Below are 25,365 nucleotides of genomic sequence, written 5' to 3' on the forward strand. Positions count from 1 at the left end.
CAACTGACCCGCGGTGTCGGGCCCCTCGCCGGTGGCGAGTATGTACGGGAAACCGTTACACCGCCTGAGTCCTGACGAAGGCGAGGACTTGAGCATGGGATCCACCCCAGATTTCGGCCGTCGCGACCTGATCAAGCGGTCCGCGGCGCTCGGACTGGTAGCCGTGCCGTCCATCAGCATGCTGACTGCCTGTGCGAGCGGCGGTGACGACGACGGAAACAAGGTCGACAAGGGCAAGAAGAGCGACAAGAACCCGCTTGCCGTCAATGAGAGCGCCGCGCTCGACGTCGTCATTTTCGACGGTGGTTTCGGACAGAAGTACGCGAAGGACGCCGAGGCCGAGTACGCGAAGGCGTACCCGAAGACCGATGGCAAGATCAAGCACTCGGCCACCCAGAAGATCCAGACCGTGCTCCAGCCGCGGTTCAACGGTGGCACCCCGCCGGACCTGATCGACAACTCCGGCGCCGAGCAGATGGACTTCGGGACCCTGGTCGCCAAGAACCAGCTGACCGACCTGACGCCGCTGCTGGACGCCCCCTCCGTGGACGACCCCAGCAAGAAGGTGCGCGACACGCTGCGCCCCGGCGTCGTGGAGATGGGCCAGTTCGACGGCAAGCCGGTGTGGATCCTGTACTACGCCTACACCGTCTACGGCGTGTGGTACTCCAAGACCAACCTGGAGAAGCTGGACGCGGAGTACCCGGAGACCTGGGACGACATGCTCAAGGTCTGCGAGAAGGCGAAGAAGAAGGGCGTCGCCGGCTGGACCTACCCGGGCAAGTTCCCGTACTACATGCCGTTCAGCCTCTACCCCTTCATCGCGAAGATCGGCGGCCCCGAGACGCTGACCGCGATCGACAACCTGGAGCCGAACGCCTGGAAGCACCCGGCCGTCAAGGCCGCCTTCGAGGCGTACTACGAGCTCTACAAGAAGGGCTACATCCTCAAGGGCAGCCCGGGCCTGACCCACATCGAGTCGCAGACCGCGTGGACCGAGGGCAAGGCGCTGTTCATCCCGAACGGCTCCTGGGTCGAGAACGAGGCGAAGAAGACCACGCCCGACAACTTCCAGATGGCCGTCAGCGCGCCGTCCAGCCTGGACAGCGGCGACAAGATGCCGTTCGGCACCATCTGGGCCTCCGGCGGTGAGCCCTTCATCGTGCCGAAGGCGGCCAAGAACCCCGAGGGCGGCATGGAGCTGCTCCGCATCATGCTCGGCGAGAAGTCCACCAAGAACTTCGTCAAGCAGGTCTCCTCGCTCACCTCGCTCAACGGCGGCACCGACGGCCTGACCCTGCCCCCGGGCCTGGCGTCCGCCCAGGAAGCGCTGAAGAAGGCCGGGGACAACGTCGTCAACCCGCGTCTCCAGGACTGGTACGTGGCGCTCCAGAAGCAGCAGATCGGCGTGGGCGCGCTGGGCGAGATGATGGCGGGCCGGATGACCCCGGCCGAGGCGATCAAGAAGATCCAGAAGTTCGCCGACGACACGGCCAAGGACGACGCCGTCAAGAAGTACAAGCACGCCTGATGAGGTCCGAGCGTCACCAGCGGCCCTGTCCGCAGGGAAAGACCGAGGTCGGTAGAGATGCAGCACGATAAGCGCCAGTCGGCGGCGGCGACGGCCACGGCGGCGGTCGCGAAGGGCCCGGGCGTTGGGCAGCCAGTGGTCAAAACCCCGGGTGTCATGCCCCCGCGCGTCAAGCTGTCCACGCGGCAGAAGATTCAGCGCGCGTACCGGCAGTACGGATTCCCGCTGGGATTCCTGTCCGTGCCGGTGGTCGTTTATGCGATCTTCGTGATCTCGCCGTTCGTCCAGTCCATTTATTACTCGTTCACGGACTGGACCGGCCTGAGCTCCGACTTCAAGATGGTCGGGTTCAAGAACTACGACTGGATGCTGCACGACGACCTCTTCTGGAAAGCCGTCGGGCACAACCTGCTTCTGCTGCTGGTCGTGCCGCTGGTGACGCTCGGCCTGGGACTGTTCTTCGCCTTCATGCTCAATGTCGGCGGCCGCGGAAAGAAGAACGGGGCCGTCTCCGGGGTGGCCGGGTCGAGCTTCTACAAGATCGTGTACTTCTTCCCGCAGGTGCTCTCGATCGCCATCGTCGCCCTGCTGTTCCAGTTCACGTACAACCCGCGGAACGGCGCGCTCAACGCGCTTCTGGGGGGCATCGGGCTGGATGCGCTGGAGCAGGAGTGGCTGGCCGATCCGAAGCTCGCGCTGTGGTGCCTCATGGTCGTCATGGTCTGGTCCAACGTCGGCTTCTACGTCGTGCTGTTCTCCGCCGGAATGAGCGCCATTCCCAAGGACTTCTACGAGGCGGCGCTGTTGGACGGCGCCAACCGCATCACGACCTTCTTCAGGATCACCCTGCCGCTGCTGTGGGACACGGTCCAGTCCGGCTGGATCTATATGGGCATCCTCGCCTGCGACGCGTTCGCCGTGGTGCAGATCATGACCGTGGGGCCGGGGGGACCCGCGGACTCCACCCAGGTCCTGGGCTACATGGTCTACACCAAGACGTTCCGCGACGGGCAGGCCGGGCGTGCGACGGCCATAGGTGTCGCGATGCTGATCGTGACCCTGATCTTCGCGGTCATCGTGGGCAAACTCGGTCGGCGCGAACGGCTGGAGTACTGATGGCCAGGCCCGCTTCCGTACACCGGATCCGCCGTATCTCCGCCCATCTGGGGGTAGCACAGTGACCGCGCAAGCACAGCCCTCGGAGCTCCCGGGCGCCACCAAGGAAGCCCAGGCGCCGGGCGCGACGTCCCCGATGGGCAAGGTCCCGCCGGGCTCCGCGCCCGGGGGCCGGGCCGGCGGCGAGGGGAAGGTCCTCAACGTCTTCTCGCACGGCATGCTGGTGATCTGGGCGCTGCTGGTCACCCTGCCGCTGCTGTGGGCGGTGATGAGCTCGCTCAAGACCGACAAGGAGATCTTCACCTCTCCCTGGGGCCTGCCGTCCACACTGCACTTCGACAACTGGGCGCGGGCCTGGAACAAGTCGAACATCGGCGACTTCTTCCTCAACACCGTCCTGGTGGTGGGGTGCTCGCTGATCGGGACGATGCTGCTGGGGTCGATGGCGGCGTACATCCTGGCCCGCTTCGAATTCCCGGGCAAGCGTTTCATCTACTACTTGTTCGTGGGCGGAATGAGCTTCCCGGTCATTCTGGCGCTTGTCCCGCTGTTCTTCGTCATGCGGAACATGAGCCTGCTGAACACCTTTCACGGGCTGATTCTGGTCTATATCGCCTATTCGCTGCCGTTCACCGTCTTCTTCCTGACGTCCTTCTTCAAGACGCTGCCGACGTCGGTGGCCGAAGCGGCGCTGATCGACGGGGCCTCGCAGACCCGGACGTTCTTCCAGGTCATGCTGCCGATGGCCAAGCCGGGCCTGATCAGCGTCGGCATCTTCAACTTCCTCGGGCAGTGGAACCAGTACATGCTGCCGACCGTGCTCAACACGGAGGAGGACAAGCGGGTGCTGACGCAGGGCCTGGTGCAGCTGGCGGCCAGCCAGCAGTACAAGGGCGACTGGTCCGCGCTGTTCGCGGGGCTGGTGCTGGCGATGCTGCCGGTGCTCGGGGTGTACATCGTCTTCCAGCGTCAGGTGCAGGCCGGCCTGACGGCGGGGGCGCTCAAGTAGCAGCGCCGGGTAGCGCCACGACGCTGCCATAGCGGCGCGACACGGACCACGACCGGGCCCCGCCTTTCCGTTTGACGCGGAAGGGCGGGGCCCGGCTCTTACTCATTCGGCGATGATGTTGCCGTCAATCCCTCTCACCCGCGCGGTACGCGCCTGTAAGGTGCCCGTAGTTTCCCGGCGACAACCCGGGAGACAAGTCGCTGTTTCCGAACGGCAATTCCTCCATGACGGAATTGGGCGTCCGGTGGTGGAATTCCCGGCCGGGCGCCACACGGCGGCGAGGCTGACAACGGGGAGGAGCCGCGGTGTCCACGGGGCTGTGCGAGGGGGTCGCGAGCAGGATCGCCGATCCGGGCCGCGTCGTCGTCAAAGAGCAGGCCGGTCACACCTGGAGCTGGGATGGGCTGCTGGCGGCGGCCGAGGATCTGGCCGGGCAGCTGAGGCGGCGGGGGCCGCTGCGGCTGGCGGCGGTGCGGACCGGCCGGCCCGTGCTGACCCTCGTCGCGACGCTCGCCTGCGATCTGCTCGAAGTGCCCCTGATGCAACTGGACTCCGGCCAGAAGGAGGCGGAGTACGAGCGCGTCACCGCCGCCTTCGGGCCGCATCTGCTGCTGTCCGATCCCGGTTCCGACCCCAGTCCCGACCCTGGCTCCGGCTCTGAGCGCGATGCCGTGTGGGAGCGTCATGGGCTCTCGCTCGCCGTCTCCACGAGCGGGGGCGAAGGCGGCGGCACGGAGGACCCCGCCGCCTTGGGCTCCCGGCGTTCGGGGATCTTCCTCACCTCGGGCTCGACGGGCGAGCCCGCCGGCGTCGTACGGTCGGCGCGCGCACAGCTCGCCGACTCGCTGCGCTGCGCCGCCGCCGTGGGCTACGGCCCCGAGGCGCCCGTGGTGTGCGCGGCGCCGGTCTTCCACATGTACGGCCACACCGTGGGCCTGCTCGGCCCGCTGCTCGTCGGCGCGCCGGTGACGCTCTGCGGATCGCGCCTGGTGCCCTCGCAGCTCGCGGCCGCCGTCCGGGACAGCGGGGCGCGGGTCCTGGTCGCCCTGCCCTTCCACTACCGGCTCATGGCGGCCGACACGACATCGCGCTTCGACGGCCTGGAGCGCGCGGTGTCCGCCGGGGCCCCGCTCCCCGAAGGCGCCGCGGCGGCGGTGACGGAGGCCCACGACTTCGCGCTGCTGAACATCTACGGCTCCTCCGAGACCGGGATGATCGCCATCAAGCGGGTGGATCCCGACAAGGACCGCGCGGGGGACGTCGGGCGCCCGGTCCCGGGCGTCGTGGCGACCCTGCGGGAGACCGGCGACGAGGACGGCGCGGGCGAACTCCAGCTGGCCACGGACTCGCTGGCCGACGGCTACGCCCATGTGGACGGACTGCGCCCGCTGTCCATGAACGGGGACCTGCGGCGCACCGGGGACCTGGCGACGCTGGGCCCCGACGGTTCCATCAGGCTGGTCGGCCGGCTGGCCCGGATGATCAACGTCGGGGGGAAGAAGGTCAACCCGGTGGAGGTGGAGCGGGTGCTCGCCGAGCATCCCGCCGTCACCGAGGCGCAGGTCTTCGCGGCGGCGGACGGCGGCCGGGGCCAGGTGCCGGTGGCACGGGTGGCCGCCCCCGGGCCGGTGACGGCGGACGAGCTGATCGTCTGGTGCCAGGAGCGGCTGGCGGAGCACAAGATCCCCCGCCGGATCCAGGTGACCGCCGAACTGCCCCGCTCGACGACCGGCAAGGTCCTCCACCCGCGTTCGGCCGAGTCAGAGCACGAGAAGGAAGGAAGCGCGTGATGGACCGCGAGAGCCTGGTCGAGGAGATCGCCCAGCATGTCACCGTGGTGGTGCCCGCGCTGGCCGAGGCCCCGCCCGGCCCCGACGCCAACCTGCTGGAGATCGCCGACTTCGACTCGATGGCCATGCTGGAGCTGCTGGTCTGGCTCCAGGGGAACTACGGGATCGACGTCCCCGACGAGGAGGTCTCGCCGGAGAACCTCTCGACCGTCGGCCGGATGGCGGACTTCGTGCTGAGGCAGCGTTGACCGGCCCGCGGGAGACGGGCGTCGAGGTCGTCGAGGTCGTCGAGGTGAGCGGGGAGCGCACCGTACGGGCCCCGCTGACCTGGGGCCAGCAGTTCATCTACCGCGCTCTTCAGCGCCGGGCCGACCGGGCCCACTACGACTACAACCAGCGGGTGTCGCTGCCGGTGCCCGAGGGCCGCACGCTGCGCGAGGTGATCGGCGCGATACGGGCGCTGGTCACCGCCCACGAGAGCCTGCGCACCGTGTACCGGGACGGGACCGCCGACTCCACCCCGTACCAGGAGGTGCGCGGGGAGGGGCGGCTGACGGTCCGGGTGGTCCGGGGCGACGACCCGGCCGCGGCGCTGGACGCCCTGGCCGGGACGGACTTCGACCTGTCCCGGGAGTGGGGCATCCGGGCGGCGGTGCTGACGGGGCCCGACGGCGAGGCCCGCCATCTCGCGCTGTATGTGTCGCATGTGGCGGTGGACGGCTGGGCGATGGGGCTGGTCGTGCGCGAGTTGAAGGCTCACCTGGCCGATGGCGCCCTCGTATCCGCCGGGGCCGTACGCGCCGAGCCCGTACCGCAGCCCGCCGACCTCGCCGAGACCGAGCGGTCCGAGGCCGGGCGCACCATGGACCGCCGCGCCGACGCGTACCAGCGCTCGCTGCTGCGCCGTGCGCCCCGGAGCATGTTCCCCGAGCCCGCCGACCCCGCGGGGCCGCCGGAGTGGGCCCACGGGGAGTTCCGCTCGGGGCGGCTGGAGGAGGCGGCTCGGGAGGTGGCGGCGCGCTGCCGGGCCGGTGAGGAGACCGTGTATCTGGCGGCCGTCGGCACGCTGCTCGCGCGCCGCGCGGGCCTCTCCCACTGCGCGCTCACGACGATCTTCGCGAACCGGATCGGCGCCGCGCGGCAGGCGATGGTGACCCCGCTGGCCGCGGATGTGCTGCTGTGCTTCGATGTCTCGGGGCCCTCGTTCGACGACTGCGTCCGCGCCGCTCACCTCGCCAAGCTGCGCGGATACGCCCGCGCCCAGTACGACCCGGTCCGCCTGGGGCGGCTGGTGGCGGAGGTCGGCCGGGAGCGCGGCGAGCAGCTGGACCTGTCGGTGCTGCACAACGACCTCGGTGCCCTCACACCCCCCGAGGAGGGTGAGGGCGCGCGTGGCCCCAGCGGCGTGGAGACCTCCTTCCGCTGGGCCGAGCCGTTCCGGCTGCCCTCGGTCAAGCTCTACTGCGCCGTGCGCACCGCGGAGCACGGCGAGCGGGTGATCGCGATGGCCGCCGACACCCGGTATCTGCCCGCGTCGGACCTCCGCGAGCTGCTCTACGGCGTGGAGGAGCTGGTGGTGACGGAGCGACGGGGGCCGCAGGGCCCGGAAGGCCCGCAGGAAAGCGACGAGCGGCTGCCGGCCCATGTCTCGTGACACCGTCGGTGTGGTGATCGCCGCGATGAACTCCGCGGCGTTCATCGACCAGGCGCTCGGCTCCCTGGCCATGCAGACCACCCACGCCGACCAGGTGGTGGTGGTCGACGACCACTCGGATGACGACACCGTACGGCTCGTCGAGCGCTGGCGCGCCATCCTCCCGCTGACCCTGCTGCGCAACCGCGGCCCGCGCCGGCTGGGCGTGTGGGGCGCGCGGCGGGCCGCGATCGAGGTGCTGGAGACGGACCTGGTGCTCCAGCTGGACGGCGACGACCTCGTACTGCCGCACCATGTGGCCGCGATGAGCGAGACCTACGCGGCCTCGCCCGGCCTGATCAGCCCGCGCCCGCTCACCTGGACGGGCCAGGGCCCCTTCCGCCCCGCCACCTACACCAAGGGCGGGCTGCCGCTCCCGGGCGACCAGCTGGTCCAGCTGCTGGCGCAGAACTATGTGGTGGTGGGCTCGCTGTACGCGCGCGAGCTGTACGAGCGGATCGGCGGCTACCGCCAGGTGGCGTACGGCGAGGAGTGGGACCTGTGGCTGCGGCTGGTGGCGGCGGGCGCGCGGGTGAGCAAGCCGGACGAGCCGTCGTATGTCTACCGGGTGCGGGCCTCCAGCTACGCGGGCGGGTTCGCCCGGAACGAGGCGGAGACCGAGGTGCTGAACCGGTTCCTCGGGGGCAGCGACCACCCCGTCCACCGGCGGGCCGCGAAGGTGGCCCTGCTCCAGCGGACGGGCATCGCCGCGCTCGGTCCGCTCGCCCCGGTGGACGGCCCGCTGCCCGAGCCCGTACGGGCCTTCGCCGCCGGTCACGACCGCGCCCTGACACGGGCTCACCATGACCCGGACCTGGGCTGGGTCCTCTCCTTCGACTCCGGCGGCGCGGTGGCCGTGACCGACGACGCGGCGCGGGTGATCGTGCACGTGGTCGAGAAGGACGGGAACCACGAGGCCGTGGAGATCGCCGATCCGCTGATGCGGCGCGACGCGTCCTCGCTGCGCGACATCCTGCGGGGGGAGATATGAGCCGCGAGCGGGCGATCGAGGGGGCGATCGAGGCGGCGCTGGAGCGGGCCGCGCGGGTCCCGCGCCGCTTCCGGCGGTTCGAGGTGAGCGCCGGGACGGCGGCCCGGGTGCACCGGATCGGCGAGGCGCTGCTGGGCGAGGCGCTGGACCTCGGCCTCGCGTACGAAGGGAGCGGCGCGGACCGCCGCTTCGACGACTTCGACCTGAAGAACCTCGGTCTCGCGCTGCGCATCCCGTCCCCCGCCTGGCTCCAGGTGCGGCTGTCGGCCCAGCCCTTCAACACGGCCGTGGTCGCCACGACGACGTACCGGGCGCGGTTCCAGGGGCGGGAGGCCGGGGTGCGGGAAGCCGGGGTGCCGGAGGCCGGGGTGCTGGAGCCCTCGCCGCGGCTCGCCTCCGGCGTGCTGGACGGCACCCTGCGGCGGCTGGGGCCCGATGTCTTCGAGGCGGACCTCCGGGTGTCCGCCGGGGAGAACGCGGCCGACGCGGACCAGGGCGCTGCCGACTGCGCGCGCGAACTGGGCCCGCTGCCGGCGGAAGCCGCGCGGCTCGAATACCACCTCGTGCCCGACGAACTGTGCGACGACGCCGGGTTCGTGCGGGAGACCCGGCTGGCCGACTGCCGCGCGGGCACCACCTACCTGGTGCACGTCGCGGCGGCGGCCGGGATGCCCGTACGCCGGGCCGGCGGGCTGCTGCTGGCCGGTGCGTTTCCGCTGCCGCACCACTGGATCGAGGTGCGCCGCGGCGACCGCTGGCTGCCCGCCGATCCCCTCTATCTGACCATCCTGGCCGCATACGGGCTGGTCGACGCCGATCGCTGGCCGTCGCACCGGTCGGTGGTCGGGACGGTGTGGAAGATCTGCGACTCCTACGCCGGTCTGCGCTTCCTGACGGACGCCGACGGCCGGCGCGTGAAGACCTCCGTCAGGATTCTGCGGCGATGGCCCTGAGTGCTTTGCGGTCCGTCTTGCCGTGTCCGGTGAGGGGCAGCTCCGGAACCACCACACAGCGGGCGGGGATCTTGTACGGCTCGATCTCCTCCTTCAGCGCGGCCAGCACCTCGCCCGCGCCCAGCGAGCCCGCCACGCACAGCACCGCCTCCTCGCCGTCCCCCGACGGCGGCAGAACGGCCGCGCCGCGGACGCCCGGCACCCGGCGGGCGGCGGTCTCCACCTCCTCCGCGCTCACCCGGAACCCGCGCTGCTTGTACAGATCGTCGCGGCGCCCGGAGAAGTACAGATAGCCGTCCTCGTCCAGATGGCCGAAGTCCCCGGTGCACAGCTCGGGGAACAGCCCCTCGGCGCGCGGGAACCGCAGCGCGGTCTGCTCCGGCCGCCGCCAGTAACCCGCCATCACATGCGGGCCGCGCACCACGATCTCCCCGACGGTGCGCGGCGCCACCCGCCGCCCCCGGTCGTCCACGACGAAGACCTCCGTGCCGGGCAGCGCCCGGCCGCACGCGCCCGGCCTGCGCAGATCCTCGTCCGGCGGCATGATGGCCACGCGCTTGCACTCCGTCAGCCCGAACATGAGCTGGACCCGCAGCCCGGGCAGCGCGGCGCGCAGCCCGGCCAGCACCTCCGGGGGCATCGCCGAGCCGGTGTTGGTGAGCAGCCGCAGCCGCAGGCCGTCGGCGCCGTAGCGCGGCAGCATCCGGGCCAGGCCCTGGGCGAGCGACGGGACGACGGGCAGCACGGTGGCCCCGGAGCGCCGGAGGTTCTTCAGCAGGATCAGGCCCATGTCCGAGGCGCCGCCGAGCCATAGATGGGCGCCCGCGAGGGTGCTGAGGAAGAGCTGGTAGAGGCCGTAGTCGAAGGAGAGCGGCAGCGCGCCGTAGACGATGTCCTCGGCGGTGTACGCCAGTTCGCCGTGGATCGCTTGCGCCGCGAACAGCAGCTGGGCGTGGGTGGACACCACGGCCTTCGGCGGGCCGGTGGAGCCCGAGGTGTAGATGAGGCAGACGGGGTCCACGGACAGCGGGCCGGTCGTCCCGTACCTGTATTCGTCCGCGGGCTCCGGGGGGTCCTCGTCCAGGAGCGGTGGGCCGTCGTCCGCGGTGACCAGGAGGACGGCCTCGCTGTCCTCGCGGACATGGGCGAGGGCCGGGCCGCGCACCTGCTCGTGCAGCACGCAGAACGCCGCCCCCACCCGCGAACAGCCGTACACCAGGGCCGCCGTGGCCAGACCGGGCGGCAGGGGGTGCTTCCCGGCGGCGGCGGAGGACGGGAGAGCGAGCAGGACCCGGTCGCCGCGCCCGGCGCCCCGCGCGCGCAGCCACGCCGCCGCGCGCAACGAGGCCGTGCGCAGCCGGGCGTAGGCCCAGGTCACCCCGGCCTGGGTAAGCGCCGGGCGGGCCGGGTGGCGGCGGGCCGCCGTGTCCAGCAGGTCGTGCAGCACGGACGCCGGCCCGAACCCGGGGTCACCGGACGGCATGTCGCTCCGCCTCCTGAGCCAGCGCCTTGCGGTCGATCTTGCCGTTTCCGTTCAGCGGGAACCGGGTCACCCGCTGGAGGACGCGCGGAATCGCCGCCCGGGGGAGCAGCTTGCCGAGTTCCCCGACGACCGGGGCCCGCTCGGTGGCGGTCCCGGTGTAGAAGGCGTGCAGGGCATGGCTGTTGCCCGCGGGCACCGCCACCACCACCGCCTCGTCCACGCCCGGACAGCGCCGCAGCGCCCACTCCACCTCGGGGATCTCCACCCGTACGCCCCGGATCTGCACCTGGTGGTCGAGCCGGCCCGAGTACAGCAGGGTGCCGTCGGGGGCCGTGGCGACCAGGTCGCCGGTGCGGTACCAGCGCTCGCCGTCGAGTTCGAGGAAGCGCCCGGCGCCGTCCGCCGGGTCCAGGTAGCCCGCGAACATCTGCGGCCCGGTGACGCACAGTTCGCCCCGCTCCGGGTGGCGGTCGCCCTCCGCGTCGAGGAGCACGCCCCGCAGCCCGGGGTGGAGCCGGCCCATGGGCACGCCGCCGTGCGCCTCGGGGTGCCGGGCGTCCGCCGCGCGCCATGCGTGGGCGGTACAGCTCACGGTGAGTTCCGTGGGCCCGTACAGGTTCACCACGGTGGACCCGGGGGCGGCCCGCTGCCAGTCGGCCGCGTCGTGTTCCATGAGCGCCTCGCCGGCGAACAGGCTCCAGTGCAGCCCGGGCATGGCCCCGTCGGTGAGCCGCCGCGTCCTGCGGACGACGGAGATCGCGCTGGGGGCCGAGAACCAGACCGTAATGCCGAGCTCGTTCACCAGCGCGGGGAGATCGGCATAGCCGAAGCCGGGGACGTGGGCGACGCTCGCCCCCGCGCTCCAGGCGCAGAACAGATCGAAGATCAGCACGTCGAAGGTGACGTCGAAAGTCTGCGAGAAGACGTCCTGAGGCCCGAAGTCGTAGCGGTCTCGCACACACCGCAGATAGTGCTCCGCATTCCCGTGCGAGATGGGCACGCCTTTCGGGCGGCCGGTGGAGCCGGAGGTGAACATGATGTACGCGCGATCGTCGGGTTCCACGGACCATGGCTCGAACGGATCGGCCTCGTCCGCGTTTTCCCCGGGGCCATTTTCCTCAGGGTGCCGCGGCGTCTCCGGGGCGCTTTCGCCGCCCTCCGCGCCGAGCCCGGTATTCACGCCGCCGGAATTCACTCCTCCGGCATGCACAACGGGCGGCTGATCGGGCAGCCGGGCAATGATCCGCGCCCCCTGGTCGTCCGCGATGACCACGGCCGGACGGGCGGCCCGCAGCATGGCGTCGGTGCGCGCCGCGGGGAATTCCACATTCAGCGGCACCGCGGCGGCGCCCGCGTACAGCGCGGCCAACAGGCCGACGTACGCCACCTCGCCGCGCGCCGCGAGGACCCCGACCGCGGCCGGCCGGCCCCCGGCCGCGGCCACGACGGACGAGGCCAACGACCGTGCGGCGCGGTGTACTTCGGAATAGGTCCAGGTCCGCTTCCCCACCCGCAGCGCGATCCGGTCCGGGTGGGCCCGGGCCGAGGCCAGGAAGTGGCCGTGCAGGCCCTGTTGGGCGCCCGGGCCCGCCCCGTCAGCCATGTGTGCTCACGAACTCCGTGAGCGTTCCGACGGTGGCGAAATGCTCCAGTTCCAGGCTTTCCGTATCGAATTCGGCGCCGGTCTGGGTCTCGATGAGCATGAGCAGCTCGATAACCGAGGTGGAATCGAGACCGAGGTCCTCGAAGAGCCGGGTGCCGGAGTCGACATCGGTCAGCTCGCCGCGCCCCAATACTTGTCGCAGCGCTGCCAGAACGCTCTGCTCTGCGGAGGACTTTCGCATGGTCCGGATCGAAGTGGAAACGGCATCGGGTGTCAAGGTCTTGACGTGGATCTTGGTGACTCCTAGGGTCGTGCTCCACGATTGGCCATCACGGGACCGTGGGATATGGGGCTGGGGGATATGGCGGCAAAAGCTGCGGAATTGTCCTCTGTGGACCCCGGAGCCGAGCCCCTCACCGCCGCCCTCGACGTCTTGCGTACAGCCCGCGAGAGCGGCTTCTCGGCGGCTTTGGCCGACGCCGTGCGCCATCTGGATTTCACCGCCCCCTGCTCCGGCAGGGGCTTTTGTGTCCTTCCCGGCGGAATGGCCCCGCGCATGCGCGGCTGGCTGATGGCGGGGCGCGCGGTGCCCGGGGAGCGGGTCACGGTGCGGCCCGGCCCGCGCCATGAACTGGCCCAGCGCGAGGGGCTCGAGGTCGTCCGGGTCGCCCCTCGGGACGTTCCGGACGCCACCACAGCCGCCGCCACCGCCACCCCCGCCGCCGAGCCGGGGCCCGGGGCCCGGGACCGGCTCGCCCTCGCCGGGACGCTGTTCGGCGCGCTGCGCGCCGGGCTCGCCGAGGCGCTGCTGGAGCGGGCCGTGGCCCATGTGGCGGGGCGGCGCTCCGGCGACCGGCCGCTGATCGAGCGGCAGTTGGTGCGCGCGAAGATCGCGGACTGCACCGCCGCCGTCCGCGCCTGCGAGCTCCTGCTGACCACGTCCGGCGCCGATCCGCTCGCCGCCCACGAGCTGCACCGGCGCCTCGACGCGGCCGACGAGGCCCTGACGAACCTCTTCGGCGGCGCCGGCTATCTGGCCGGCCACCCCGTGCGCGCCCTGTATGTCTCGGCGTACGTCGGCAGCCTCTGGAGGCCGTCGCCGCGAGACCCCGAGTGGGAGCGGTCGTGACGTACCACGCCCTGGACGCCGCGGCCCTGGACACCGCGCACGAACCCCTGCGCGCCCGTGCGCGCGAGTTCGCCCCCGCCCTCCGGGAGGCCGCCCTCGCCATCGACGCCGACCCGGCCCGCATGGACGGCCACCTCGACAACCCCGCGTTCGGCCTCGTCCGTGCCCTGGGCATTCCGGAGCGGTTCCACGACGAGCGGGCCCGGGCCGAGGCGAAGGGCCTGCCGCGGGACTTCCTCGGCCAGATGATCTGCGCCATGGAGCTGGCGCGCGGCGACGCGGGCGCTCTGTTCTCCGCCCCCGGCCCCGCCCTCGCCGGGGTGGTGGTCCGTTCCATGGGCGACCCCGCGCAGCAGGCCGCGTTCTACGAACGGGTGGTCACCGGCACGACCTGGGCCTTCTGCGCCATCACCGAACCGCAGGCGGGCAGCGACGCCACCCGGATGAGCACCGCGCTCGCCCCCGCCGACCCCGCCGACCGCAGCGGCGACTGGCTGCTGAGCGGCGCGAAGAAGTACGTCGGGAACGGCTCGCGCGGCGGCGTCGGGGTGGTCTTCGCCCAGACCGGCACCTCGCCGCTGGGCGTGCGCGCCGTACTCCTGGACCTCCCGGCGCCCGGCGCGTACGGCGAGGCGCTCGACATGATCGGGCTGCGGGGCGCCCGCATCAGTGAAATGACCTTCGACGAGGTGCCGGTCGCGCGGGACCGGGTGCTCGGCGCCCATCTGCCCGCCACCCGCCGGGGGATGTGGGGCGCGGTCACCGCCTTCTACGGCGCGCGGGTGCAGATCGCCGCGACCGCCGTCGGGCTCGCCGCGGCCGTGCACGACTACGTACGCGCCGAGCGCCGGGCACCGGCCCCGGCCGAGCGGCGGGCGCTGGAGACGGCCGCGCTGCGGATCGCGGCCACCGCCCGGCTCGTCCACCGCACCGCGCGGCTCGTCGAGGCGGACCGGGGGCGCGGCGACGCCTCCGCCCTGTGCAAGCTGGAGGCGGTCCGCCTGGTCCGGGACGTCACCCACCGGCTGCCCGCCCTCCTGGGGCGCGGCGCGCTGCTGGACCACCCCCTGCTGGAGAAGTGGGCCCGCGACGCCGCCGCGCTGGAGATCATGGAGGGCACCAGCGACATCCAGCGGCTGCGGCTGGCCCAGGACTACGCCCGGTCGGGCGCCGTGCCCGCGGGCGGCGATACCGTGCCCGCGGGCGAGGACGGGTGACGCCGATGCGCCTGGGGCCCATCGGCACCTTCGTCCCGCACACCGCGCTCACGGTCGCGGACGTGACCGCGGAAGCCGGACTCCCGGACGCCAAGGCCCGCTTCTACCGCGACTACCTCGGCTTCCGCGACATCCCCCGAAGCCCCGGGCACTCGCTCGCCGACATGCTCACGGCGGCGGGCCGCGAGGCCCTGAGCGGCACGGACCCGCGCGGTGTGCGCCAGGTGCTGTACGCGCGCATCGGCGAGGACGCCGACCCGGCCGGGGACGACCCGACGGGCGCCCAACTGCTCGACAGCGTCCGCACCGCGCTGGGCCTCGACCACGCCCCGGCCTTCTCCGTCGGCCAGATGAACTGCGCCGCCGGGCTGTTCGCGCTCTTCCTGGCCGAACAGCTGCTGAGGCGCCCCGGAGGCGATCTGAGCCCCCAAAATGACGACAGCGGAAGCGTGCTGCTGCTCACCGGCGACCGGGTGGCGCGCCCGCGGCAGGGCGTCATCCCCGGGATCGCGGTCGTCGCCGACGCCGCCGCCGCGTGCGTGGTGGGGCCGCGGGTGCCCGGGGACCGGCTGCTCGGCTCCGCCTTCCGTACGTACGGGCGGTTCTACCGCAGCCTCGGCGGCGCGGACCCCGACCGGGAGCGGGAGTACACCCGCTTCTACGCGCCCGCCCTCGCCGCCGTGATCGAGGAGGCGCTGGGGGAGGCGGGGACCGGGCTCGACGGCGTGCGGTGGATCGTCCCGCACAACGTCAACCGCCTGTCCTGGAAAGGCGTGGCGAAGGAGCTGGGCATCCCCTTCTCCCAGGTCTTCCTCGACAACCTGCCGCGTCTGGGCCACGCCAACTGCTCCGACCCCTACCTCAACCTCGCCTCGCTGCGCGCCTCCGGGAGGCTCGGGCCGGGGGACACGTATGTGCTGGCCACCGTCGGCCTCGGCGCGACCTTCGGCGCGGCGGTCCTGGAGCGGGGGGACGAGCGGTGCGACGAGCGGGAGAACGGGCGGGGGAGCGAGCGGGAGTACGAGCCGGGAAACGGGAGAGGGAGGAGCCATGGAGAGCTTTGACGCCGTCCAGGGGATCCGGGCCGCGGAACTGGCGGACCACTACGGCACCCCGCTGTACGTCTACGACGGCGAGCTGCTGACGGGCGCGGTCCGCTCGCTCGCGGAGGCGCTGCCGCCCCCCGTGGAGATCTTCTACTCTCTGAAGGCCAACCCCAACAGCAGCGTCTGCTCCCTGCTGTTCGCGCACGGCACCCACGCCGAGGTCTCCTCGCTCGTCGAGCTGCGCACCGCCCGCACGGCCGGGGCCCGCCCCGAGAACATCATCTTCCTCGGCCCCGGCAAGACAACAGACGACATCCGCGCCTGCGTCCAGTGCCGCGTGTACGCCATCGTCTGCGAGTCCTGGCAGGAGCTGGAGCTCATCGAGGCGACGGCGCGGCAGGCGGGGCTGCGCCAGCGGGTGCTGCTGCGCGTCAATCCCTCGTTCGGCGCGGCGGGCTCGCGGCTGGCCATGGGCGGCAAGCCCCGGCAGTTCGGGATCGACGAGGAACAGCTTCTGGACGGAAAGGACCGGTTGAGCGCGCTCACCCACGCCACGCCGGTCGGTGTGCACGTCTATCTGGGCACCCGGATCCTCGACGCCGCGGCGATCGTGGAGAACACCGCCCAGGTGCTGGCGCTGGCCGAGCGCGTCGCGGCGGCCACGGGCATCGAGCCGGAGGCGATCGACATCGGCGGCGGGCTCGGGGTCGCGTACTTCGACGGCGAGCGCGACCTGGACCTCGACGCCCTGCGGGAGGGCCTGGCCCCCGTCGTGGGGGACTTCGCGCGCCGCCATCCGCGCACCCGGCTGCTGCTGGAGTCCGGCCGCTTCCTCACGGCACGCGCGGGCGCCTATCTCGTCCGGGTTCAGTATGTGAAGGAATCCCGCGGCACCTGGTTCGCGGTCACCGACGGCGGCACGCACCACCACATGGCGGCGGTCGGGGTCGGCTCGTACGCCCGGCGCAACTTCCCCGTCGCGGCGGTCGCGGGCGGCGGCACGGGGCCCGAGCGCCCCTGGCACATCACCGGCCCGCTGTGCACCCCGGACGACACCCTCGCCCGCGCCGTGCCCCTGCCCGACCTCGCGCCGGGCGACGTGCTGGCCGTGCTGCGGTCGGGCGCGTACGGGCCCACGGCGTCGCCCGGACTCTTCCTCAGCCATGGGTTCCCGGCCGAGGTGCTGGTCCACGAGGGCCGCCCGCTGCTGGTCCGCGACCGGGACACCGCCGATGACCTGCTGCGCAAGCAGCGACACCACCAGTTCGTTCAGTGAGCTCAGTACGTTCGGCAAGTGACGGGAGGCCCGGGATGGACCGCGCGCAAATGGTCGAGGCGATCGGCAGGTCGGTGGCCGCGATGGTGCCGTACGCCGACACTCCGGTCGACGAGGGCAAGCGGCTCTTCGAGGACCTGGGGCTCGACTCCACCAGCATCATCGAGCTGATGATCGACCTGGAGGACAACGCCGGGGTGGTCGTCGACACGGACGCCATCGAGCCGGACGTCTTCGAGACCGTCGGCTCGCTGGTCGACTTCCTCATGCGCAGCCTCCCGGCCGAGCGCTGAGAGATGGCGGACGGGGCGGGGCTGTGCTTGGGCGCGGCTTGGGGGCTGGACTTCCCGGCGCGGCCCGGCGAGCGCTCCTTCGTCGCGCTGGGCGGCGAGCTGCTGGCGGCGGCGCCCGCCGGCGACGGGCCGCTGCCGCGCCCGCTGGACTACCTGGTGGTGGCCCACGAGGCGTACGACGCGGCCCCGGCCGGGCTCGCGGCGGGCTACCTCGCCGACGCCTGCCCCGGCGAGCCGCGCGCCTTCTCCGTCGCCGACCAGGGGATCGGCGCCCCGTTCAGCGGCCTCAAGCTGCTCGACCGCATCCACCGGGGTGCGGGCCTGGGCGACGCCGCGCTGTTCGTGCTCGACCCGGCGGCCGGGGCGGCGCTGGCCCTCGGCGGGACGGGCGGCACGGGTGGCTGGCGCCTCGAGACGGTGGCGGAGGAGCGGGCCGGGGCGGCGGCGGACTGCCTGCCGCCGCTCCTGGAGCGGGGCGGCGCGTACGTTCTGGGCGACGGCCTGCGCGAGCAGGCGGGCGCGCTGGAAGCGGCGGGCGCGACGGTGTGGACGGCCACGGCGGGGCACGGGTGCGCCGGGGTGTGGCGGGTGCTGGGTGGGGCCCTTGCGGGTGCGGGGGAGGCGGGTGCGGTGCGGCTGGTGATCGCGGACTGGGACGGGGGGCTGGGGCGGCTGCACGTCGCGGTGTTCGTGGCGGGGTGACGCGCCTGCGGCGGGCCGGGCCCCTCCCCGCCCCTTCCCGATTCCTGGGGCTCCGCCCCAGACCCCGGTCCTCAATCGCCGGGCGGGCTGGCTGTGCTTTGCCCTCAAGCGCCGGGCAGGCTTGGTCCAGACCGTCCGGCGCAGCAGCCGCCGGCAGGCGACCAGGTGCTGGACAGCGCCCACCTTGCCGCCGCGCCCGTCGTACGCTGGCGCGATATCGAGATTGTGCGTCCAAGCCACGGGAAGCCTCAAGGCGTACCGGCGCGGCGGCGGGCATCGCCGGGAACCACCGGACGATCACTCACGGTCCGGCGTGTGCGCACTTTCGTGATCAAGGAGTCGCCACGGCTCTGTCAGGTCCGTCAAGGTCTTGACGGGGCACAACCGAGGCGGCTCAGCTTAGAGTTCACATGTTGGAGACAAGCCGGGCCTCACCAGCTGCGACCCGGTCGGCGGAGCGGCGGTCGTGCCGCCCGCGGAGGCAGGAGTGGATGGGCGTGGAGACTCCGGGATCGCAGTCGTCGCTGCACCGGGCCAACCTCGAGCGGGTGGTACGCGCGGTGCGCATGGCGGGTTCGCTCACGCAGGCGGAGATCGCCCGGACCACCGGGCTGTCCGCGGCCACCGTCTCCAACATCGTCCGCGAGCTGAAGGACGGCGGCACGGTCGAGGTCACGCCGACCTCGGCGGGCGGCCGCCGGGCCCGCAGCGTCTCGCTCAGCGGTGACGCGGGCATCGTGGTCGGCGTGGACTTCGGGCACACACACCTGCGCGTGGCCATCGGCAACCTGGCCCACCAGGTGCTGGCCGAGGAGTCCGAGCCGCTGGATGTGGACGCCTCTGCCTCCCAGGGCCTGGACCGGGCGGAGCACCTGGTCAGCAGGCTGATCACGGCGACCGGCATCAGCCAGGACAAGGTGGTGGGCGTCGGTCTCGGCGTGCCGGCCCCGATCGACGTCGAGACGGGCACGCTGGGCTCGACCGCGATCCTGCCGGGCTGGGCGGGCACCAATCCGCGGGACGACCTGGCCCAGCGCCTCGGCGTGCCGGTGCACGTGGACAACGATGCCAACCTCGGCGCGCTCGGCGAGCTGGTGTGGGGGGCCGGGCGCGGGGTCTCCGACCTCGCGTACATCAAGGTCGCCGACGGCGTCGGCGCGGGGCTGGTGATCAGCGGGAAGATCTACCGCGGCCCCGGCGGCACGGCCGGTGAGATCGGTCATATCACGCTGGACGAGTCGGGCCCGGTGTGCCGCTGCGGCAACCGCGGCTGTCTGGAGACGTTCACCGCGGCCCGGTATGTGCTGCCGCTGCTGTACTCCAGCCATGGCGTGGACCTGACCGTGGAGCGCATGGTGCAGCTGGCCCGGGACGGTGACCCCGGCTGCCGCCGGGTGATCGCGGACGTGGGCCGGCACGTGGGGAGCGGTGTCGCGAACCTCTGCAATCTGATCAACCCGAGCCGGGTGGTGCTGGGCGGCCACCTCGCCGAGGCGGGGGAGCTGGTGCTCGGGCCGATCCGGGAGTCGGTCGCGCGGTACGCGATCCCGAGCGCGGCCCGCCGGCTTTCGGTGATGCCCGGGGCGCTGGGCGGCCGGGCCGAGGTACTGGGGGCGCTCGCGCTGGTGCTGAGTGAGATGGGCGACTCGACGCTGCTCGACGGGGCGCTGTCGGCGGGCGCACCCGCCCTCACCTGAGTCACCGAGCGGGCCCGGAAGAGGGCCGAATCGGAACCGACCAGGGCCCGATTCGGGCCTGACCAGGGCCTGAACAGAACCACCGATCGCCGTTGAGCCGGGGCTCCGGGCACTGTACGTGCCCGGAGCCCCGGCTTTTCTGCCTGACTCGGCCCGCATCGGGCTGTGTTCACCCAGATAACGAATGGCACCGTTGCCATCTCGTTAAGGATTTACTTCTTGACGCCATGCGGGCGGCCGAGTTGACTGCCAGCCACCTCGGCCGCAATGACGCGGCCTCGTCAGGGAGGTCACCCCCACCATGAACGCAACGATGCGTCGCGTCGTCGTCGCCACGGCCGCCGTCTCCATGGCCGTCTCCCTCGCCGCTTGTGGCTCCGCCAAGGAAGCAGACAAGAGCAACGACGACAAAGAGAAAAAGAAGACCGGCCCGCTCACCATCGGCCTGCTCCTGCCGGAAGACCAGACCGCCAGATACGAGGCGATGGACCACCCCCTGATCGAGAAGGAGATCAAGGCGGGCTGTGCGGACTGCAAGATCGTGTATGCCAACGCCAAGTCGGACACCTCGGTGCAGCAGCAGCAGGTCGACTCGATGATCACCAAGAAGGTGGACGTGATCATCCTCGACTCGGTGGACTCCAGGGCCATCTCCAGCTCGGTCAAGAAGGCCGACGAGGCCGGAATCCCGGTCGTCGCCTACGACCGGCTCGCCGAGGGCCCGGTCTCCGGATACACCTCGTTCGACAACGAGACGGTCGGCAAGGTGCAGGGCGAGGCGCTGCTCAAGGCGCTCGGCAGCAAGGCCAAGTCCGGCAAGGTCGTCATGCTCAACGGCTGGGAGGCCGACCCGAACGCGGCCATGTTCAAGAAGGGCGCGCTGTCGGTTCTGGAGGGCAAGGTCGACATCGCCAAGAAGTACGACATCGACCGCTGGCTGGCGGATGAGGCCAACAAGGCCATGACCGGTGCGATCAACTCCCTTGGCAAGGACAAGATCATAGGTGTCTACTCGGCCAACGACACCATGGCGGGCGGTGCGATCGCCGCGCTCAAGCAGGGCGGCGTCGACCCGCTGCCCCCGGTCACCGGGCAGGACGCGGAACTCGCGGGCGTCCAGCGGGTCCTGGCGGGCACGCAGTACATGAGCGTGTACAAGCCCTACGGCCAGGAGGCGGCGGCCGCAGCGAAGATGGCCCTCGCGCTCGGCCGCGGTGAGAAGGTCCCCGCCGAGACCACGGCCGACAGCCCGACCAAGAAGGGGATCCCGGCGACGCTGATCCCGCCGGTGTCGATGACCAAGGACAACATCAAGGACACCGTGGTCAAGGACGGCCTGTACAAGGTCTCCGCCATCTGCACGGCCAAGTTCAAGGCCGCGTGCGACGAACTCGGCATCAAGTAGTGCGCCACCGGCCGCCCGTGGCTCACGGGCGGCCGCCCCTGCTGTCGACACCACCCCCCTGTCGAGGTGAGAGAGCGCTCTCCCACCTCCGCTACACCGCAGGGGTCCGCCCCTGCTCAGATCGGAGATGGCCATCGTGCCGAACGAACCCGTGTTGGCGTTGCGCGGGATCTCCAAGCGGTTCGGCGCCGTCCAGGCGCTGACGGACATACATCTGGAGGTCCGTGCCGGTGAAGTGGTCGCCCTGGTCGGCGACAACGGCGCCGGCAAGTCGACCCTCGTCAAGGCGATCGCCGGAGTCGGCCCCGCCGACGAGGGCGTCGTCGAGTGGGAGGGCAGGCCGGTCCAGGTCAGCCGCCCGCACGACGCCCAGGAGCTGGGCATCGCGACCGTGTACCAGGACCTCGCCCTGTGCGACAACATCGACGTGGTCGGCAATCTCTTCCTCGGCCGCGAGATCCTGCGCGCCGGGGTGCTCGACGAGGTCGAGATGGAGCGCCGCTCCCGCGAGCTGCTGGAGACCCTGTCCATCCGGATCCCCAGCGTGCGGATCCCCATCGCCTCGCTGTCCGGCGGCCAGCGGCAGACCGTCGCCATCGCCCGCTCGATGCTCGGCGAGCCCAAGCTGGTCATCCTCGACGAGCCGACCGCGGCCCTGGGCGTCGAGCAGACCGCGCAGGTCCTCGACCTGGTCGAGCGGCTGCGCGAGCGCGGCCTGGCGGTGATCCTCATCAGCCACAACATGGCCGACGTCAAGGCCGTGGCGGACCGGGTCGCGGTGCTGCGGCTCGGCCGTAACAACGGCACCTTCGATGTGCAGACCACCTCTCAAGAAGAGATCATCTCCGCCATCACCGGCGCCACGGAGAACGCCGTGACCCGCCGCAAGGCGCGTAACGCGGAGGTCGCCAAGTGACCACCAAGACCGACGAGACCAATGGCGGCGACACCGAGGACGCGGTCCCGGTCGCCAAGGACGCGGTCGCCGCGGTCGACCCCCGGCTGCTGGTGCGCCAGGAGGGCTTCAAGGGCTACCTCCAGGAGTTCGGCCGCAAGCTGCGCAGCGGTGAGCTGGGCGCGCTCCCCGTCATCGTGGGCATCGCCGTCATCTGGGTGGTCTACCAGGTGAAGGACGACGCCTTCCTCTCGCCCAAGAACCTCTCCGACCTGTCGATCCTGATCGTCGGCACCGGCCTGATCTCGGTCGGCATCGTCTTCGTGCTGCTGCTCGGTGAGATCGACCTGTCCGTCGGCTCGCTCAGCGGTCTGGCCGCGAGCACCATGGCGGTGCTCAACATCAGGCACGGCGTGCCCGAGGTGCTCGCCGTGGTCATCGCGCTGGCCCTCGGTGCCGCCCTGGGCGCGCTGCACGGCTTCTTCTTCGCCAAGATCGGCGTCCCGGCCTTCGTGGTCACCCTCGCCGGTCTGCTGGCCTGGAACGGGCTGATGCTCCAGGTGCTGGGCACCACCGGCACCCTCGACCTCGACGACGACGGCTTTGTGCAGACCCTGTCCAGCCACTACTTCTCACAGCTGATCGCCGCGTACGGGGCGGCCACGGCCGCCGTGGCCGCGTTCTTCCTGGCCCAGTTCCTGGGCGCGCGGCGCCGCAAGGCGGCCGGCATCCCCTCCCGGCCGCTGAGCGAGATTCTGGTGCGCACCGCGGTGCTGGCCGTCATCGCCTACGCCGCGGCCTGGCGGCTCAACGAGTACAAGGGCCTGCCGCTGGCGCTCGTGATCTTCGTGGTGGTGCTGCTCGCCCTCGACTTCGTGGTGCGCCGCACGTCGTACGGGCGCAAGGTGATCGCGCTGGGCGGCAACGTCGAGGCGTCCCGCCGCGCGGGCATCAATGTGGATCTGGTGCGGATCTCGGTGTACGCCCTGTCCGGGCTGATGGCGGCGTTCGGCGGAATCATGATCGCCTCCCGGATCGGTTCCGCGAGCCAGCAGGCCGGCACCGGCAATCTGCTCATGGAGGCGATCGCCGCCGCGGTCATCGGCGGCACCAGCCTCTTCGGCGGCCGCGGCTCGGTCTGGTCGGCGCTGCTGGGCATGCTGGTCATCGGCTCCATCGCGTCCGGCATGGCGCTGCTGGGCGTCGCCAACTCCGTGCAGTACATGATCACCGGTGCGGTGCTGCTGGCCGCGGTCGTGATCGACTCGGTGTCGCGGAGGACCCAGCGCTCGGCGGGGCGCGGCTGATCGGACCCGCGCCGTATCCGCTGTGCCCAACCTCACGTACCCGGCATCGCCTCGCGCAGGCGGTGCCGGGTACCGGTGTTCTGCCGCCGAACGCGTGACGTGGATCGCGGGGACCCGGCCATCGCCGGTGGGACGGAACATTAGACTCAGGCGGACCCGCAAGGCTCGACCAGCACAAGAGCAAAGACGCACGACGGCAAACTCGACAGCAAGGAGGCACGGGTGCTGCTGACCCACATCAGGGGACCGCGTGATCTGGACCGGCTCACTCCGGAGCAGCTGGACCAGCTGGCCGCGGAGATCCGCACCTTCCTCGTCGACGCCGTCTCCAAGACCGGTGGCCATCTGGGCCCCAACCTCGGTGTGGTGGAGCTCACCATCGCCCTGCACCGGGTCTTCGACTCGCCCCGGGACAAGGTGCTCCTGGACACCGGCCACCAGTCCTACGTCCATAAACTCCTCACCGGCCGCCAGGACTTCTCCAAGCTCAAGGGCAAGGGCGGGCTGTCCGGCTACCCCTCGCGTGCCGAGTCCGAGCACGACGTCATCGAGAACAGCCACGCCTCCACCGTGCTGGGCTGGGCCGAGGGCCTCGCCAAGGCCAATGAGCTGCTGGGCAAGCAGGACCGGGTGGTCGCGGTCATCGGTGACGGCGCGCTGACCGGCGGCATGGCCTGGGAGGCGCTGAACAACATCGCCGCCGCCAAGAACCGCCCGCTCGTCATCGTGGTGAACGACAACGAGTGGTCGTACTCGCCGACGATCGGCGGTCTGGCGAACCACCTGGCCACGCTCCGCACCACCGACGGCTATGAGCGCTTCCTCGCCCGCGGCAAGGACCTCCTGGAGCGCACTCCGGTCGTCGGCCGGCCGCTGTACGAGACGCTGCACGGCGCCAAGAAGGGGCTGAAGGACTTCATCGCCCCGCAGGGCATGTTCGAGGACCTGGGGCTGAAGTACGTCGGCCCGATCGACGGCCATGACATCGAGGCGCTGGAGTCCGCGTTCCAGCGGGCGAAGCGTTTCGGCGGCCCGGTCATCGTGCACTGCCTCACCGAGAAGGGCCGCGGCTACACCCCGGCCGAGCAGGACGAGACCGACCGCTTCCACGGCATCGGCCCGATCCACCCCGACACCGGGCTGCCGATCTCCGCGGGCGGTGCCGACTGGACCTCGGTCTTCGGCGAGGAGATGGTCAAGCTCGGCGAGGAGCGCGAGGACATCGTCGCGATCACCGCGGCGATGCTGCACCCGGTGGGCCTCACCGAGTTCGCCAAGCGCTTCCCGGAGCGGGTCTTCGACGTCGGCATCGCCGAGCAGCACGGAGCGGTCTCGGCCGCGGGCCTGGCGACCGGCGGGCTGCACCCGGTCTTCGCGGTGTACGCCACGTTCCTCAACCGCGCCTTCGACCAGGTCCTGATGGATGTGGCGCTGCACAAGTGCGGGGTGACCTTCGTCCTCGACCGGGCCGGGATCACCGGCACCGACGGCGCCTCGCACAACGGCATGTGGGACATGTCCATCCTCCAGGTCGTCCCGGGGCTGCGGATCGCCGCCCCGCGCGACGCCGACCAGGTCCGCGCCCAGCTGCGCGAGGCCGTGGAGGTGGACGACGCCCCGACGGTGGTGCGCTACTCCAAGGGTGCGGTCGGCCCGGCGGTCCGGGCGGTGGGCCGGATCGGCGGCATGGACGTGCTGCGCGAGCCCGCCCCGGCGGACGCGGACCGGCCGGATGTGCTGCTGGTCTCGGTCGGCGCGCTGGCGCCGATGTGTCTGGAGGTCGCCGACCTTCTCGACAAACAGGGCATTTCCGCCACGGTGGTGGACCCGCGCTGGGTCAAGCCGGTGGACGAGGAGCTGCCCGCGCTCGCCGAGCGCCACCGCGTGGTGGTCACCGTCGAGGACAACATCCGGGTGGGCGGTGTGGGCTCCGCCGTCGCGCAGGCGCTGCGCGACTCCGGGGTGGACATGCCGCTGCGCGACTTCGGCATCCCGCCGCGCTTCCTCCAGCACGCCTCCCGCAAGGAGGTCATGGCGGAGATCGGGCTGACCGCCCCGGACATCGCCCGCCAGATCACCGGCCTGGTCTCCAGGATCGGCGGACGATACGAAGACAAGTCCGTCGAGTCGGCCCCGGCGGCCGAGCCGGCGGGCACGGGCGCCGCGTCGCAGGCCTCCACCGCGGCCGAGCCCGTACGGGACTGACCTCCGCGCTTCCGGGCCGGGCCG

22 protein-coding genes are annotated in these 25,365 nt (G+C 71.7%); 19 read left to right on the forward strand and 3 right to left on the reverse strand.

All coding sequences use genetic code 11. The features are described from left to right. The first annotated feature begins 94 nt into the window (after positions 1-94). The 8 genes from ngcE (at position 95) to ACH4S9_RS23255 (ending at position 9,083) form a co-directional block, all read left to right on the forward strand. Entirely contained in the window at positions 95-1,531 is a 1,437-nt protein-coding gene (gene ngcE / locus ACH4S9_RS23220) for an N-acetylglucosamine/diacetylchitobiose ABC transporter substrate-binding protein (RefSeq protein WP_311723658.1), read from the forward strand. Between the two features lie 156 nt (positions 1,532-1,687). Further along, positions 1,688-2,647, forward strand: coding sequence for a sugar ABC transporter permease (locus ACH4S9_RS23225; protein WP_311723876.1), 960 nt, complete (start codon positions 1,688-1,690; stop codon positions 2,645-2,647). Positions 2,648-2,783: 136 nt separating this feature from the next. Beyond that, on the forward strand, positions 2,784-3,656 hold the full coding sequence (locus ACH4S9_RS23230) for a carbohydrate ABC transporter permease (protein ID WP_311723875.1): 873 nt from the start codon (positions 2,784-2,786) through the stop codon (positions 3,654-3,656). A gap of 305 nt (positions 3,657-3,961) precedes the next feature. Then, positions 3,962-5,446, forward strand: coding sequence for a class I adenylate-forming enzyme family protein (locus ACH4S9_RS23235; RefSeq protein WP_398373729.1), 1,485 nt, complete (start codon positions 3,962-3,964; stop codon positions 5,444-5,446). Then, on the forward strand, positions 5,446-5,694 hold the full coding sequence (locus ACH4S9_RS23240; RefSeq protein WP_398373730.1) for an acyl carrier protein: 249 nt from the start codon (positions 5,446-5,448) through the stop codon (positions 5,692-5,694). Before ACH4S9_RS23235 ends, ACH4S9_RS23240 begins: the two co-directional genes overlap by 1 nt. After that, on the forward strand, positions 5,691-7,100 hold the full coding sequence (locus tag ACH4S9_RS23245) for a condensation domain-containing protein (protein ID WP_398373731.1): 1,410 nt from the start codon (positions 5,691-5,693) through the stop codon (positions 7,098-7,100). The genes ACH4S9_RS23240 and ACH4S9_RS23245 overlap by 4 nt, the downstream gene beginning before the upstream one ends. Further along, positions 7,090-8,130, forward strand: a complete 1,041-nt coding sequence (locus ACH4S9_RS23250) for a glycosyltransferase (protein WP_398373732.1) — start codon at positions 7,090-7,092, stop codon at positions 8,128-8,130. The genes ACH4S9_RS23245 and ACH4S9_RS23250 overlap by 11 nt, the downstream gene beginning before the upstream one ends. Next, positions 8,127-9,083 carry a hypothetical protein gene (locus ACH4S9_RS23255; RefSeq protein ID WP_398373733.1) on the forward strand — a complete coding sequence of 319 codons (957 nt, stop codon included), beginning with the start codon at positions 8,127-8,129 and terminating at the stop codon, positions 9,081-9,083. The genes ACH4S9_RS23250 and ACH4S9_RS23255 overlap by 4 nt, the downstream gene beginning before the upstream one ends. Here ACH4S9_RS23255 and ACH4S9_RS23260 read toward each other — a convergent pair. The 3 genes from ACH4S9_RS23260 to ACH4S9_RS23270 are packed head-to-tail and all read right to left on the reverse strand — an operon-like array spanning position 9,058 to position 12,410. Continuing rightward, positions 9,058-10,566 (reverse strand): class I adenylate-forming enzyme family protein, encoded by a 1,509-nt coding sequence (locus tag ACH4S9_RS23260; RefSeq protein ID WP_398373734.1) that lies wholly within the window; start codon positions 10,564-10,566, stop codon positions 9,058-9,060. The two genes, ACH4S9_RS23255 and ACH4S9_RS23260, sit on opposite strands and share 26 nt — an antisense overlap. Further along, positions 10,553-12,169 (reverse strand): AMP-binding protein, encoded by a 1,617-nt coding sequence (locus ACH4S9_RS23265; RefSeq protein WP_385348243.1) that lies wholly within the window; start codon positions 12,167-12,169, stop codon positions 10,553-10,555. The genes ACH4S9_RS23260 and ACH4S9_RS23265 overlap by 14 nt, the downstream gene beginning before the upstream one ends. After that, entirely contained in the window at positions 12,162-12,410 is a 249-nt protein-coding gene (locus ACH4S9_RS23270) for an acyl carrier protein (protein ID WP_311723650.1), read from the reverse strand. Before ACH4S9_RS23270 ends, ACH4S9_RS23265 begins: the two co-directional genes overlap by 8 nt. Before the next feature lie 150 nt (positions 12,411-12,560). On the opposite strand from ACH4S9_RS23270, the gene ACH4S9_RS23275 reads away from it, so the two are divergent. The 11 genes from ACH4S9_RS23275 to dxs all read left to right on the forward strand — a co-directional run bounded on the left by ACH4S9_RS23275 (position 12,561) and on the right by dxs (position 25,341). Next, on the forward strand, positions 12,561-13,298 hold the full coding sequence (locus ACH4S9_RS23275; RefSeq protein ID WP_398374000.1) for an acyl-CoA dehydrogenase family protein: 738 nt from the start codon (positions 12,561-12,563) through the stop codon (positions 13,296-13,298). Next, entirely contained in the window at positions 13,295-14,515 is a 1,221-nt protein-coding gene (locus ACH4S9_RS23280; protein ID WP_358847771.1) for an acyl-CoA dehydrogenase family protein, read from the forward strand. The genes ACH4S9_RS23275 and ACH4S9_RS23280 overlap by 4 nt, the downstream gene beginning before the upstream one ends. A gap of 5 nt (positions 14,516-14,520) precedes the next feature. Beyond that, on the forward strand, positions 14,521-15,579 hold the full coding sequence (locus ACH4S9_RS23285) for a 3-oxoacyl-[acyl-carrier-protein] synthase III C-terminal domain-containing protein (RefSeq protein ID WP_398373735.1): 1,059 nt from the start codon (positions 14,521-14,523) through the stop codon (positions 15,577-15,579). Then, the gene (locus ACH4S9_RS23290; protein WP_398373736.1) at positions 15,566-16,837 is read left to right on the forward strand and encodes a type III PLP-dependent enzyme; all 1,272 of its coding nucleotides are present in this window, start codon (positions 15,566-15,568) and stop codon (positions 16,835-16,837) included. The genes ACH4S9_RS23285 and ACH4S9_RS23290 overlap by 14 nt, the downstream gene beginning before the upstream one ends. Before the next feature lie 35 nt (positions 16,838-16,872). Then, complete coding sequence (locus ACH4S9_RS23295; RefSeq protein WP_311723646.1) at positions 16,873-17,130, forward strand: phosphopantetheine-binding protein; 258 nt, start codon at positions 16,873-16,875, stop codon at positions 17,128-17,130. 3 nt (positions 17,131-17,133) lie between these two features. Continuing rightward, positions 17,134-17,832, forward strand: coding sequence for a hypothetical protein (locus ACH4S9_RS23300; protein WP_398373737.1), 699 nt, complete (start codon positions 17,134-17,136; stop codon positions 17,830-17,832). A 497-nt stretch (positions 17,833-18,329) separates the two neighbouring features. Then, a complete protein-coding gene (locus ACH4S9_RS23305) occupies positions 18,330-19,529 on the forward strand; it encodes an ROK family protein (protein ID WP_398373738.1) in 1,200 nt (399 codons plus the stop codon). Positions 19,530-19,830: 301 nt separating this feature from the next. Beyond that, positions 19,831-20,934, forward strand: a complete 1,104-nt coding sequence (locus ACH4S9_RS23310; protein WP_385348231.1) for a substrate-binding domain-containing protein — start codon at positions 19,831-19,833, stop codon at positions 20,932-20,934. A 127-nt stretch (positions 20,935-21,061) separates the two neighbouring features. Continuing rightward, positions 21,062-21,850 carry an ATP-binding cassette domain-containing protein gene (locus ACH4S9_RS23315; protein WP_311723642.1) on the forward strand — a complete coding sequence of 263 codons (789 nt, stop codon included), beginning with the start codon at positions 21,062-21,064 and terminating at the stop codon, positions 21,848-21,850. Next, positions 21,847-23,136, forward strand: coding sequence for a sugar ABC transporter permease (locus tag ACH4S9_RS23320; RefSeq protein ID WP_398373739.1), 1,290 nt, complete (start codon positions 21,847-21,849; stop codon positions 23,134-23,136). Before ACH4S9_RS23315 ends, ACH4S9_RS23320 begins: the two co-directional genes overlap by 4 nt. A gap of 222 nt (positions 23,137-23,358) precedes the next feature. Continuing rightward, positions 23,359-25,341: a 1-deoxy-D-xylulose-5-phosphate synthase gene (gene dxs / locus ACH4S9_RS23325; protein WP_311723640.1), complete on the forward strand. Its 1,983-nt coding sequence runs from the start codon at positions 23,359-23,361 to the stop codon at positions 25,339-25,341. The last annotated feature ends 24 nt before the right edge of the window (positions 25,342-25,365 follow it).

Source organism: Streptomyces sp. NPDC021225 (assembly GCF_044332865.1).
Taxonomy (GTDB): Bacteria; Actinomycetota; Actinomycetes; order Streptomycetales; family Streptomycetaceae; genus Streptomyces.

Coding starts and splice junctions, on each gene's coding strand:
- ngcE (WP_311723658.1), top strand. CDS start 95: ATGGGATCCACCCCAGATTTCGGCCGTCGCGACCTGATCAAGCGGTCC.
- ACH4S9_RS23225 (WP_311723876.1), top strand. CDS start 1,688: ATGCCCCCGCGCGTCAAGCTGTCCACGCGGCAGAAGATTCAGCGCGCG.
- ACH4S9_RS23230 (WP_311723875.1), top strand. CDS start 2,784: ATGGGCAAGGTCCCGCCGGGCTCCGCGCCCGGGGGCCGGGCCGGCGGC.
- ACH4S9_RS23240 (WP_398373730.1), top strand. CDS start 5,446: ATGGACCGCGAGAGCCTGGTCGAGGAGATCGCCCAGCATGTCACCGTG.
- ACH4S9_RS23250 (WP_398373732.1), top strand. CDS start 7,090: ATGTCTCGTGACACCGTCGGTGTGGTGATCGCCGCGATGAACTCCGCG.
- ACH4S9_RS23255 (WP_398373733.1), top strand. CDS start 8,127: ATGAGCCGCGAGCGGGCGATCGAGGGGGCGATCGAGGCGGCGCTGGAG.
- ACH4S9_RS23260 (WP_398373734.1), bottom strand. CDS start 10,566: ATGCCGTCCGGTGACCCCGGGTTCGGGCCGGCGTCCGTGCTGCACGAC.
- ACH4S9_RS23265 (WP_385348243.1), bottom strand. CDS start 12,169: ATGGCTGACGGGGCGGGCCCGGGCGCCCAACAGGGCCTGCACGGCCAC.
- ACH4S9_RS23270 (WP_311723650.1), bottom strand. CDS start 12,410: ATGCGAAAGTCCTCCGCAGAGCAGAGCGTTCTGGCAGCGCTGCGACAA.
- ACH4S9_RS23285 (WP_398373735.1), top strand. CDS start 14,521: ATGCGCCTGGGGCCCATCGGCACCTTCGTCCCGCACACCGCGCTCACG.
- ACH4S9_RS23290 (WP_398373736.1), top strand. CDS start 15,566: ATGGAGAGCTTTGACGCCGTCCAGGGGATCCGGGCCGCGGAACTGGCG.
- ACH4S9_RS23295 (WP_311723646.1), top strand. CDS start 16,873: ATGGACCGCGCGCAAATGGTCGAGGCGATCGGCAGGTCGGTGGCCGCG.
- ACH4S9_RS23300 (WP_398373737.1), top strand. CDS start 17,134: ATGGCGGACGGGGCGGGGCTGTGCTTGGGCGCGGCTTGGGGGCTGGAC.
- ACH4S9_RS23310 (WP_385348231.1), top strand. CDS start 19,831: ATGAACGCAACGATGCGTCGCGTCGTCGTCGCCACGGCCGCCGTCTCC.
- ACH4S9_RS23315 (WP_311723642.1), top strand. CDS start 21,062: ATGGCCATCGTGCCGAACGAACCCGTGTTGGCGTTGCGCGGGATCTCC.